Annotated in this window: 9 protein-coding genes and 1 pseudogene; 5 read left to right on the top strand and 5 right to left on the bottom strand. The window is 71.7% G+C overall.

The genetic code is table 11. The features are described 5' to 3' along the window. The coding region (locus ACN28A_RS39025) for an MBL fold metallo-hydrolase (protein ID WP_421404922.1) at positions 1–500 on the bottom strand (500 nt) is incomplete at its 3' end. A gap of 115 nt (positions 501–615) precedes the next feature. After that, complete coding sequence (locus ACN28A_RS39020) at positions 616–1,371, bottom strand: maleylpyruvate isomerase family mycothiol-dependent enzyme (RefSeq protein ID WP_421404073.1); 756 nt, start codon at positions 1,369–1,371, stop codon at positions 616–618. Positions 1,372–1,615: 244 nt separating this feature from the next. Between ACN28A_RS39020 and rsgA the strand changes: the two genes are divergently transcribed. From rsgA to uvrC, 4 genes and pseudogenes are all read left to right on the top strand, one after another. Then, positions 1,616–2,686 carry a ribosome small subunit-dependent GTPase A gene (rsgA, locus tag ACN28A_RS39015; RefSeq protein ID WP_421404071.1) on the top strand — a complete coding sequence of 357 codons (1,071 nt, stop codon included), beginning with the start codon at positions 1,616–1,618 and terminating at the stop codon, positions 2,684–2,686. Positions 2,687–2,849: 163 nt separating this feature from the next. Further along, positions 2,850–5,801, top strand: a pseudogene (gene uvrA, locus ACN28A_RS39010) (excinuclease ABC subunit UvrA); the annotation flags it as partial. Between the two features lie 250 nt (positions 5,802–6,051). After that, positions 6,052–6,534, top strand: coding sequence for a Rieske (2Fe-2S) protein (locus tag ACN28A_RS39005; RefSeq protein ID WP_421404069.1), 483 nt, complete (start codon positions 6,052–6,054; stop codon positions 6,532–6,534). 146 nt (positions 6,535–6,680) lie between these two features. Then, positions 6,681–8,618, top strand: a complete 1,938-nt coding sequence (gene uvrC / locus ACN28A_RS39000) for an excinuclease ABC subunit UvrC (RefSeq protein ID WP_421404067.1) — start codon at positions 6,681–6,683, stop codon at positions 8,616–8,618. A 144-nt stretch (positions 8,619–8,762) separates the two neighbouring features. Here uvrC and ACN28A_RS38995 read toward each other — a convergent pair whose 3' ends face one another. Continuing rightward, positions 8,763–9,137: a hypothetical protein gene (locus ACN28A_RS38995; RefSeq protein ID WP_421404065.1), complete on the bottom strand. Its 375-nt coding sequence runs from the start codon at positions 9,135–9,137 to the stop codon at positions 8,763–8,765. Positions 9,138–9,601: 464 nt separating this feature from the next. Here ACN28A_RS38995 and ACN28A_RS38990 point away from each other — a divergent pair, with 464 nt between their 5' ends. Then, the gene (locus tag ACN28A_RS38990; RefSeq protein ID WP_421404063.1) at positions 9,602–10,294 is read left to right on the top strand and encodes a hypothetical protein; all 693 of its coding nucleotides are present in this window, start codon (positions 9,602–9,604) and stop codon (positions 10,292–10,294) included. On the opposite strand, the gene ACN28A_RS38985 is transcribed toward ACN28A_RS38990, so the two are convergent. Together ACN28A_RS38985 and ACN28A_RS38980 are read right to left on the bottom strand one after the other, a co-directional pair. Then, on the bottom strand, positions 10,291–11,022 hold the full coding sequence (locus tag ACN28A_RS38985) for a DUF4760 domain-containing protein (RefSeq protein WP_421404061.1): 732 nt from the start codon (positions 11,020–11,022) through the stop codon (positions 10,291–10,293). The two genes, ACN28A_RS38990 and ACN28A_RS38985, sit on opposite strands and share 4 nt — an antisense overlap. Positions 11,023–11,084: 62 nt before the next feature. Then, positions 11,085–11,621, bottom strand: a 537-nt coding sequence (locus ACN28A_RS38980) for an MFS transporter (RefSeq protein ID WP_421404921.1), incomplete at its 5' end; no start/stop codon positions are given.

The following is an 11,621-nucleotide window of genomic DNA, read 5'->3' as shown; positions in this document are numbered from 1 at the left end:
GGGTTAGTTGTCCTCCCAGGACCCCCAGGAAAGAGCGAGTCGCCGGTGAACAGGTGGGTCCCGTCGACCTCGTCCCGGTAGAGCAGCGCGACGGAGCCGGGGGTGTGCCCGACGATGTGGATCACTTCGAGTTCGCGGTCACCGACCCGGACCCGGTCGCCCTCGGCGAGTGGCTCGGAGTCGATCGGCAGGCCGTCCGCGTCGGCGTCGTGCACCAGTGACCGGGCCCCGGTGCTCGCCACCACCTCCTCCAGGGCGACCCAGTGGTCCATGTGCCGGTGCGTGGTGACCACGGCGGCCAGCCCGCCCTCGCCGACGAGTTCCAGCAGCCGGGGCGCCTCGTTTGCCGCGTCGATCAGGACCTGCTCGCCGGTGGCGGTGCAGCGCAGCAGGTAGGCGTTGTTGTCCATCGGACCGACCGAGAGCTTGCTGACCGTGAGGCCGCGGAGCTCGCGTACGTCGGGTGGGCCGTCGGCGGCGACGTTGCCGGTGTAACTCATCTTCGGTGCCTCCGGGTTGTCGGCGGATCAGGGTCGGGCGGGTCGGATCGTTCCCGTCGAAAGGCGGGGCGAATCAGAAGTCGGGTCGCCCCGCCGAGGGGGCGGGCCGGCGGGTTCAGATCCAGGGTGGAGGTGCCGGCAGCGGCCCGGCGGGCGTGACGACGAGGCCGGCGCCGCCGCTCCGGCCGGTCAGCCAGCCTGCCAGCTCGTGCGCCGGGCCGGTGACGGTGCGCAGTTCCGGGCCGTCGTCCGCGGCCGGCACGCCGACCGGCAGGCCCCGGCCGGTGTGCACGGTCAGCGGTTGCCCGGTCTCCGCCGGCACCAGCACCAGGGCGAGCGGGTCGTCCCGCCGGGCCAGGTCGTGCACGACCTCGTGCAGCAGCCGCTGGCCGAACGCGTCCGGCCAGTCGGCGGTCCGGTAACCGGCGTCGAGGTCCACGTGGTGCACCTCCACCTCGCGCAGCCGGGCCCAGACCAGGGTGGCGGCCGGGCGGAGCCCGCGGGTCGAACGGACCTGGGCGGCCCACGCCGGTGCCGGCAGCTCGCCGGCCGCCTCGGCGAGACGCCGGGCGCTGTCCCGCAGGTCGGCGAGCTGGGTGCCGACCGGCCGGGCCGAGCCGGCCGCGATGTCCGCGTTCCGGGCCGCCGGGCTCGGGTACTGCGGGACGTCCTCACCGGTACGCGCCGACGTCAGCAGGTTGACCAGGCTGTCGGCGTTGCGGGCGAGATGGCTGAGCACGTGGCCCCGGGTCCAGCCGGGGAGCAGGGACGGCTCGCCGGTCGCCGCGTCGTCGAGCCCGTCGACGGTCCGCAACAGCCGCTCGGTCGCCCGGTCCACCTCGGGCAGCAGCGCGAGTGGGTCGAGTGTCACGACTCACGACGATAGCGGTCGGCGGTCGGACGGGCCGGGACGCCTTCGGCCGGGAGTGGCGGAGCGGAATTGGCTTTCGGTCCGACCGGACCAGCACCTACCGTTCGAGGACCGGGAACTGCCGTGCGAGAGGGCACACCCGCGAGCGTGAGGAGGTGGGAGGCATGCCGGACGACGTGCGCGTTGTCACCGTTTCCACTTCTGGATTCGACAGCTGAATCCACCTCTGACGACAAGGGTTGAGATGACCTTCGATCTGGCGTCCCTCGGTTGGGACGCGACACTGGCCGCGGCGTACCCCGAACGCGGCGACGACCTTCGACCCGGCCGGGTGGTCCGGGCCGACCGGGGCATCTGCACCGTGCTCTGCGCGAGCGGGCCGCTGCGGGCCAGTCTCGGCGGCGGCCTGCTGGTCGCGGCGGCCCGGGACGCGGCGAACCTGCCGTGCGCCGGGGACTGGGTGCTGGTCCGGGACTGGCCGGACCGGCGGCTGACCGTGCAGGCGGTGCTGCCCCGGCGTACCGCGATCGTGCGGCGGACCGCCGACAAGGACTCGACCGGTCAGGTGCTGGCGGCCAACGCGGACGCCGTGGCGGTGGTCGAGCCGCTGCACCCGTCGCCGGACGTGGCCCGGATCGAGCGGCTGCTCGCGCTGGCCTGGGAGTCCGGCGCCACCCCGCTGCTGGTGCTCACCAAGTGCGACCTGGTCGCCGACCCGGCGGCGATGGCCGACCAGCTCGGCCGGGCCGCGCCGGGCGTGCCGGTGCTGCCGGTCAGCGCGCAGCGCGGCACCGGGCTGGCCGAGCTGCGCCCGCAGGTGGCGCCCGGCCGCACGCTGGCGCTGCTCGGGCCCTCCGGTGCCGGCAAGTCGACGCTGGTGAACGCCCTGGCCGGGGCGACCGTGATGACGACACAGGGGGTACGCGGGGTGGACGGCAAGGGCCGGCACACCACCACGCACCGGCAGTTGATCCCGATCCCGGGCGGGGGAGCGGTGCTGGACACCCCGGGGGTCCGGGCGGTGGGTCTGCTGGACGCGGCGGCCGGGCTGGACCGGGCCTTCGCCGACGTGGCGGAACTCGTCGCGGCCTGCCGGTTCGCCGACTGCGCGCACCGGGGCGAGCCGGGGTGCGTGGTCCAGGTCGCGCTGGAGACCGGCGAGCTGAGCCCGCGGCGCTGGGAGAGTTGGCAGAAGCTCCAGCGCGAGGTGGCGTACGAGACACGCCGACGGGACGCGCGGCTGGCCGCCGAGGAGCGGTACAAATGGAAGCGGATTCGCAGGGAGCAGCGGAGTCGGGGTCGCCCGGGGCGGTGAGTCAGCGCTCGGTCGCGGTCGGTTGGTGGCGGTGCCGCGGCTGAGCTGCGGGAATTCGGCGGCGCGGGAAACTGTCGTACCCCGGGGCTAGAGTGGCCGAGGCGCTCCTCTGCGCCAGCAAATCGGACAGAACATACTTTTCCTCCCCGGGAGTGCGCGGACAGTGGCCGACCGACTGATCATCCGTGGCGCGCGTGAACACAACCTGCGCGACGTCAACCTCGACCTGCCGCGCGACGCCATGATCGTCTTTACCGGGCTCTCCGGTTCCGGAAAGTCCAGCCTGGCCTTCGACACCATCTTCGCCGAGGGCCAGCGGCGCTACGTCGAGTCGCTGTCGTCGTACGCCCGGCAGTTCCTCGGCCAGATGGACAAGCCGGACGTCGACTTCATCGAGGGGCTCAGCCCGGCGGTCTCGATCGACCAGAAGTCGACCTCGCGCAACCCGCGCTCGACGGTCGGCACCATCACCGAGGTCTACGACTACCTCCGGCTGCTCTTCGCCCGGGTCGGCGAGCCGCACTGCCCGGTCTGCGGCCAGAAGATCTCCAAGCAGAGCCCGCAGCAGATCGTCGACCGGGTGCTGGCGATGGAGGAGGGCACCCGGTTCATGGTGCTCGCCCCGGTGATCCGCGGCCGCAAGGGCGAGTACGTCGACCTCTTCGCCGAACTCCAGGCCAAGGGATACGCCCGGGCCCGGGTCGACGGGGTGGTCCACCCGCTGACCGAGCCGCCGAAGCTGAAGAAGCAGGAGAAGCACACCATCGAGGTGGTGGTGGACCGGCTCACCGTCAAGGCGGGCGCCAAGCAGCGGCTCACCGACTCGGTGGAGTCCGCGCTCGGGCTCTCCGGCGGGCTGGTGCTGCTCGACTTCGTCGACCTGCCGGAGGACGACCCGGCCCGGGAACGGCGCTACTCGGAGCACCTGGCCTGCCCCAACGACCACCCGCTGGCGATCGAGGACCTCGAACCCCGGGTCTTCTCCTTCAACGCCCCGTACGGCGCCTGCCCGGAGTGCACCGGGCTGGGCACCAAGAAGGAGGTCGACGCCGAACTCGTCGTACCCGACCCGGAGCGGACCCTGCGCGAGGGTGCCATCGCGCCGTGGGCCGGCGGGCAGACCCAGGAATACTTCCTCCGCCTGCTGGAGGCGCTGGGCGACGCCGAGCACTTCGACCTGGACACCCCGTGGCGGGCACTGCCGTCCCGGGCGCAGAAGACCGTCCTGCACGGCTCCGGCGACCAGGTGCACGTGCGCTACCGCAACAAGTACGGCCGCGAGCGCTCCTACTACACCGGCTTCGAGGGCGTGGTGCAGTGGATCGAGCGGCGGCACAACGACACCGAGTCGGACTGGTCCCGGGACAAGTACGAGGGGTACATGCGCGACGTGCCCTGCCCGGTCTGCCGGGGCAGCCGGCTCAAGCCGGAGGTGCTGGCGGTCACCCTGGGCGGCCGGAACATCGCCGAGGTCTGCGCGCTCTCGGTCGGCGAGTGCGCCGAACTGCTCGGCGGGATGACCCTGACCGACCGGCAGAAGATGATCGCCGAGCGGGTGCTCAAGGAGATCAACGCCCGGCTGCGCTTCCTGGTCGACGTCGGCCTGGACTACCTCTCCCTGGACCGGCCGGCCGGCACCCTCTCCGGCGGCGAGGCGCAGCGGATCCGGCTCGCCACCCAGATCGGCTCCGGCCTGGTCGGGGTCCTCTACGTGCTCGACGAGCCGTCGATCGGGCTGCACCAGCGGGACAACCACCGGCTGATCGAGACGCTGGTCCGGCTCAAGGGGCTGGGCAACACGCTCATCGTGGTGGAGCACGACGAGGAGACCATCCGGACGGCGGACTGGATCGTCGACATCGGGCCGGGGGCCGGCGAGCACGGCGGCAAGATCGTGCACAGCGGTTCGGTGCCGGAGCTGCTGGCCAACACCGAGTCGGTGACCGGGGCGTACCTCTCCGGCCGCCGGTCGATCCCGACGCCGCAGGGGCGCCGGCCGCAGACGCCGGGCCGGGAGCTGGTGGTGCAGGGCGCCCGCGAGCACAACCTGCGCAACCTCACCGTCCCGTTCCCGCTCGGGCAGTTCATCGCGGTCACCGGGGTCAGTGGCTCCGGCAAGTCGACACTTGTCAACGACATCCTCTACGCCGTGCTGGCCAACCAGATCAACGGGGCCCGGCTGGTGCCGGGACGGCACACCCGGATCACCGGCATCGAGAACGTCGACAAGGTGGTCGGGGTGGACCAGTCGCCGATCGGGCGGACCCCGAGGTCGAACCCGGCGACGTACACCGGGGTCTGGGACCACGTCCGCAAGCTCTTCGCCGAGACCACCGAGGCGAAGGTCCGGGGGTACGGGCCGGGCCGGTTCTCCTTCAACGTCAAGGGCGGCCGGTGCGAGGCGTGCAGCGGTGACGGCACGATCAAGATCGAGATGAACTTCCTGCCGGACGTCTACGTGCCGTGCGAGGTCTGCAAGGGTGCCCGGTACAACCGGGAGACCCTGGAGGTGCACTACAAGGGCCGGACGGTCTCCGACATCCTGGAGATGCCGATCGAGGAGGCGGCCGAGTTCTTCTCGGCGATCCCGGCCATCCACCGGCACCTGAAGACCCTTGTCGACGTCGGCCTCGGCTACGTCCGGCTCGGCCAGCCGGCACCGACCCTCTCCGGCGGCGAGGCGCAGCGGGTCAAGCTCGCCTCCGAGTTGCAGAAGCGCTCCACCGGCCGGACGGTGTACGTGCTCGACGAGCCGACCACCGGGCTGCACTTCGAGGACATCCGCAAGCTGCTCGGGGTGCTGGACAGCCTGGTCGACAAGGGCAACACGGTGATCGTCATCGAGCACAACCTGGACGTGATCAAGACCGCGGACTGGCTCGTCGACATGGGTCCGGAGGGCGGGCACCGCGGCGGCACCGTGCTGGCCGCCGGCACCCCGGAGGAGTTGGCGGAGGTGCCGGAGAGCCACACCGGCCAGTACCTCCGGCCGGTGCTCGGGCTGACCGGGCCGCCCCGGGGTGCGAGCGCGGCGACCGTCCGGGCCGCCAGGGCCAACGGCACCGCCGCGAACACCGGCACCAGCAGGGAGAACGGCCGCCCGGCCGGAGCGGCCGACGGTACCGCGAAGGTCGGCAACGGCCGGTCCGGCGGCGGTACCGTGAAGGGCGCCGCCACCCGCGCGGGCAGGACCGCGAAGGTCCCGGCCGCGAAGAGCACGGCGGCGGCGAAGAGCACGGCGGCGGGTGGGCGGCGTACCGGAAAGTCCTGACCCCGGTCCCGGTTGAACCGGTTGGTGGATATATCCGTGTCTTCGGGCGTGGCCGCGGACGACCAGGGCGCGGCGCCGAAGAGGAAGGCTAGGTATGAGTGACGAACTGACCGGGCCGGGCACGCAGACCCGCCGGGCGCTGTTGGCGGGTGCGGGTGCGGTGGGCGTGTCGGTGGTGCTGGCCGCCTGCGGCACCGGCGACGACGACGCCCTCGACGGCACCGGAAGCAGCCCGTCCGGCGGCGCTCCGGCACCCAGCGGCTCGGCGAGCGCTCCGGCCGAGGGCGGCACCGCCGCGCTGGCCAAGAAGAGCGAGATCCCGGTCGGCGGCGGCAAGATCTTCGCCGACCAGCAGATCGTGGTCACCCAGCCGACCGAGGGCGAGTTCAAGGCCTTCAGCTCGATCTGCACACACCAGCAGTGCCCGGTGACCGGGGTCGACGGGGGCACGATCAACTGTAGTTGCCACTTCAGCAAGTTCTCCGTGGCGGACGGTTCGCCCAAGGGTGGCCCGGCCAACAAGCCGCTGCCGGAGAAGAAGGTCACCGTCGACGGGGACAACATCGTGCTGGCCTGATCCGGGCCGGAGCGCCCGGTGCCGCGGTGCGGCTGTCCGCCGCCGCGCGGTGCCGGGCGTCGTCGTCTCCGTCTGCGCCGCGGGTTGTCCCAGGCGGTGCCGCAGCGCGCCGGGCGTTGTCCCAGCCGGGGTCTAGGCTTGGCGCCGTGCCCGATCCCGCTACCTATCGCCCGGCGCCGGGCACGATTCCCGACCTGCCCGGGGTCTACCGGTTCCGCGACCCGACTGGCCGGGTGATCTACGTCGGCAAGGCGAAGAGCCTGCGCAGCCGGCTCAACTCCTACTTCGGCGACCTGTGGAACCTGCACCAGCGCACCCAGCAGATGGTCACCACCGCCGGCAGCGTGGACTGGGTCACCGTCGGCACCGAGGTCGAGGCGCTGCAACTCGAGTACCTCTGGATCAAGCAGTACGACCCCCGGTTCAACGTGCGGTACCGGGACGACAAGTCGTACCCCTATCTCGCCGTCACCCTCGACGAGGAGTTCCCCCGGCTCCAGGTGATGCGGGGCGCCAAGCGCAAGGGGGTGCGCTACTTCGGGCCGTACTCGCACGCCTGGGCGATCCGCGAGACCCTCGACCTGCTGCTCCGGGTCTTCCCGGCCCGGACCTGCTCGGCCGGGGTCTTCCGGCGGCAGGCCCAGATCGGCCGGCCCTGCCTGCTCGGCGACATCGGCAAGTGCTCGGCGCCGTGCGTCGGCCGGACCTCGGCGCAGGAGCACCGCGGCATCGTCGACGAGTTCTGCGACTTCATGGCCGGCCGCACCGACCAGATGGTCCGCCGGCTGGAACGCGAGATGGGCGAGGCCAGCGAGGCGCTGGAGTTCGAGCGGGCCGCCCGGCTGCGCGACGACATCGCGGCGCTGCGCCGGGCGATGGAGAAGCAGACAGTGGTCTTCGGCGACGGCACCGACGCCGACGTGGTGGCCTTCGCCGAGGATCCGCTGGAGGCGGCCGTCCAGGTCTTCCACGTCCGGGACGGCCGGGTACGCGGCCAGCGCGGCTGGGTGGTGGAGAAGGTCGAGGACCTGACCACCGGGGATCTCGTGCACCACTTCTGCTCCCAGGTCTACGGGGAGGCGGAGGGGGAGGCCGACGTCCCCCGCGAGCTGCTGGTGCCCGCGCTGCCGGCGGACGTCGACGCGCTCGCCGAGTGGCTGTCGGCGCGCCGGGGCAGCAAGGTGGCCCTGCGGGTGCCGCAGCGCGGCGACAAGAAGGCGCTGCTGGAGACGGTGGCCCGGAACGCCGCCGAGGCGCTGACCCGGCACAAGCTGCGCCGGGCCGGTGACCTGACCACCCGCAGCGAGGCGCTGGACGAGATCACCGAGGCGCTCGGGCTGCGCAGCGCGCCGCTGCGCATCGAGTGCTACGACGTGTCGCAGATCCAGGGCACCGACGTGGTGGCCAGCATGGTCGTCTTCGAGGACGGGCTGGCCCGCAAGAGCGAGTACCGGCGGTTCGTGGTGCGCGGCGCCACCGACGACCTGTCGGCACTGACCGAGGTGCTGCGGCGGCGGTTCGCCCGCTACCTCCAGGCCAGGGGCGAGACCGGCGAGATCGGCGACGAGATGGCCTCCGACCCGGACCGGCCGGGCATCGACCCGACCACCGGCCGGCCGCGCAAGTTCGCGTACCCGCCGCAGTTGGTGGTGGTGGACGGCGGGCAGCCGCAGGTCGCGGCGGCGGCCGAGGTCTTCGCCGAGCTGGGCCTCGACGACATCGCGCTCTGCGGGCTGGCCAAGCGGCTGGAGGAGGTGTGGCTGCCCGGCGACGAGTTCCCGGTCATCCTGCCCCGCACCTCGGAAGGGCTCTATCTGCTGCAACGGGTCCGGGACGAGGCGCACCGGTTCGCCATCACGTTCCACCGGCAACGGCGCTCCAAGCGGATGACCGTCTCCGGCCTCGACCAGGTCCCCGGCCTCGGCGAGGTACGCCGCAAGGCGTTGCTGCGGCACTTCGGCTCGGTGAAGCGGCTCTCGGCGGCGACGGTGGACGAGATCGCCGAGGTGCCCGGGGTGGGCCGGCGCACCGCCGAGGCGATCGTGGCGGCGCTGAACCCGGCGGAGGCGCCGGAGGGCCGCTGAACCCGGCGGAGGCGCCGGAGAGCCGCTGAGGTCGGCGGCCGGGCGTCGGCGGTTCGCACCCCGCCGCCCTCACCGGCTGAGCGCTCCGCCGCAACCGCCACCGGCCTGGCCGGTGATCGTTGCCGGTGTCGCCAGCCTCGCCGGTCAGCGATCGCACTCCAGCAACACCCACGCCTCGTAGCCGCCGGGCGAGACGTAGCTGTCGATCACATCGCAGTCGGTGAAACCGGCCTCGCGGGCCCTGCCGAGTGCCTGGCCGTATGCCCAGTCGTAGGCGAGCCCCATGCTGCTGTAGCCCTCACCCCGGAACTGCCGGATCTCGTCGGCGTTCGCTGCCACGCCGGTGCCGAGCAGGGTGACGGAGGCGGCCAGTAGTGCTGAGGTCACGGTACGGGTCAACACGCTCCGATAATAAACAGATATCGATGTGACCGCAGCGCCGGGCGCGGGATGGCAGCCGAGGGCGCCGACGGTGAGCAGGCGATCATCCTCCGTCGGTACCCACCGCAGCCGGGCCATGGGCATACCTCGCGCGGGGACTGTCGAGCTGGGTGCGTGGACGGGGCGCGACATTCCGGGCGTTGGTTTGGTCTGGTGGGCGCGTGGGCGGGGCAGCTCGACAGTCTCCGTCCGGACAACTCGCCCGGCCCGTGGCCGGTCGTGGGGGGTGTGTTCGGATGTCTGGTTCGGGGTGGTGATCGAGGCGGTCCGGCTGGAATGTTGGCGGGGGGTCGGTCGTTACGTTACGCGTACGGCCGAGTAGCACCGCCCGTGAGCTGGGCAGAGTTGGGCTGATGGCTGGCCGGCGGGAATGATCCGGGGCCACCGGTCGTTACATACGGTGTTCGGTTGAGTACGGGCAGCGCCGTGTCCCCCGCGGCGGCTGGTAGTCCGGCCGGACCGATCTTTTTGGGCTTTGTGTTTCCAATGGCGCCTGCCGTCCCCCTGGTGGGTGCTCATCCCCGATTGGAAGGACGACCATCATGAACACGATGCTGTTCAGTCGGTGGCTTCCGGCCATCGAGAAGACGTCGATCGTTCGTAAGGGTGCTCTGGGTGTGGCTGGTCTGGCGTTCGTCGGTGGCGCTGTGGCCGGTCCGGCGGTGGCGGCGCAGGCGGCCCCGGAGCATGTCGGTTCGCCGGTGTCGCAGTCGGTGATGGCCGACAAGGACCACAAGGGCGACAAGGGCGAGAAGAAGAGCGACAAGAAGGATCGTAAGGGTAAGCCGTCGCGGGACCGGTTGGTGCCGCGTGGTGTGCAGGGTGAGCAGTCGCGGATCGACCTGTCGGCCGAGCAGGCCGGGAATGTGCGGGCGATCGTGAAGGCGACGAAGAAGGCGGGGATGGACGAGCGTGCCGCGGTGATCGCGGTGGGTACCTCGCTGCAGGAGTCGAAGTTGGAGAATCTGGGTCATCTGGGTGACCGGAATGATCATGACTCGCAGGGGTTGTTCCAGCAGCGTCCGTCGTCGGGTTGGGGTTCGGTGGAGCAGATCACCGATCCGGAGTACGCGACGACCGCGTTCCTGAAGGGCCTGCGCCAGGTTGATGGTTGGCGGGATCTGCCGTTGACCGTGGCGGCGCAGAAGGTGCAGGTGTCGGCGTTCCCGCAGGCGTACGCGCAGTGGGAGGACCAGGCAGCCGACCTCGTCGCCGAAGCCTGGAACAACAGCTAAGAGCAGACAGAGCCATCCGCTGGCCGGGTCCCCACCACAGGGGACCCGGCCAACGGCGTATCCGGATCGGATTCCGCCCCGAAGGGCGCGGCCGGTGCCGGGCCCGCCGGCTCGGTGGACCGCTGGCCCGGTGCCGACCGGGGTCGTCGCAACCGGTGCCGGTATTCGGTCGCAAGCAACTCCAGCGCCTGGTAGATCTCGTTGCCGGTCAGGACCCGGCGGTCCTGCACGTATCCCCGGCACAGTTCGAAGCACCGGGTCATGGTGCCGCCGCGCAGATTCAGTAGCAGAGGTACGTCCACCAGGCCGCGTACGGCGAGCACCGCCAGGAACTCGTAGTAGTCGAGCAGTGGGAGGACGTGCTGCTCGTCGTCGTCGGTCAGGTCGGCGCCGACCGGCTGGTGTGCGCTGATCCGGCGGGCCATCCAGACGTCCGCCTGGCTGAGCGTCTCCGCGCTCTGGAAGGCGGTGATCAGGCCGACCGTGTACTGCCGGCGCTGCGACTGCCGCTGCTGCAACACGGTCATCGCGCCGAAGACCACGGCGACCAGGATCGAGGCCGCGGTCTCGTTGATCTCGCTGTTGGTACTCAGGAACGTGAAGCCGGCCATCACCAGGGCGGCGAGCGCGACGGCCTGCACCACCAGCCGGATCGGTCGGCGGGCCAGCCGCCAGCGCATCTGTACCCGGCGCAGTGCGGCGGCCAGCCGCTCACCAGCGTCGCTCATCCCCGGCTCCCATCGCGCGTCGGCTCGGACGGTCGCGTCCTGGCGCAGGGTATCGACCGCTGTCACCCGGCGGCGGAGTGGTCCGGCTCGGGCAGTTCGCGCAGCTTCGGGATCGTGGTGGGCAGTATCCAGAACAGCCCGGTGATTGCCCCGACGGTGGCGATCCAGAGCGTCGGGCGTACCCCGAGAGCCGCGCCCAGGGTGCCGCCCAGCAGCGCGCCGATCGGCCGGATGCCGTAGTTGACGGTGCGTTTCGCCCCGGTGACCCGGGCCAGCAGCCGCTCCGGGGTGGCCGCGACCTGTAGCGAGCCGACGGTGATGTCTATCATCATCACGCCGAGCCCGGCGAGGAACTCGGCGGCGAAGAGCGCGCCCAGCACCACCGGGGTCGGGCCGCCGGCCAGCGGCACCAGCACCAGCGGAGCCGGGAAGAGCACGAAGCTGACCAGGACGGTCGGGCCGATGCCGAACCGGCGGACGAGCCGGCCGGTGACCGCCGCGCCGAGCAGTGCGCCGATCGAGCCGACCCCGATGACCAGCCCGAGCAGGCCGGGGGAGAGTCCCAGTTCGGTGCTGACGTAGAGCACGAAGAGCGCGTG

It is taken from the genome of Plantactinospora sp. WMMB782 (assembly GCF_049179135.1).
Lineage (GTDB): Bacteria > Actinomycetota > Actinomycetes > Mycobacteriales > Micromonosporaceae > Plantactinospora.
This window is presented reverse-complemented; position numbering and strand designations above follow the sequence as displayed.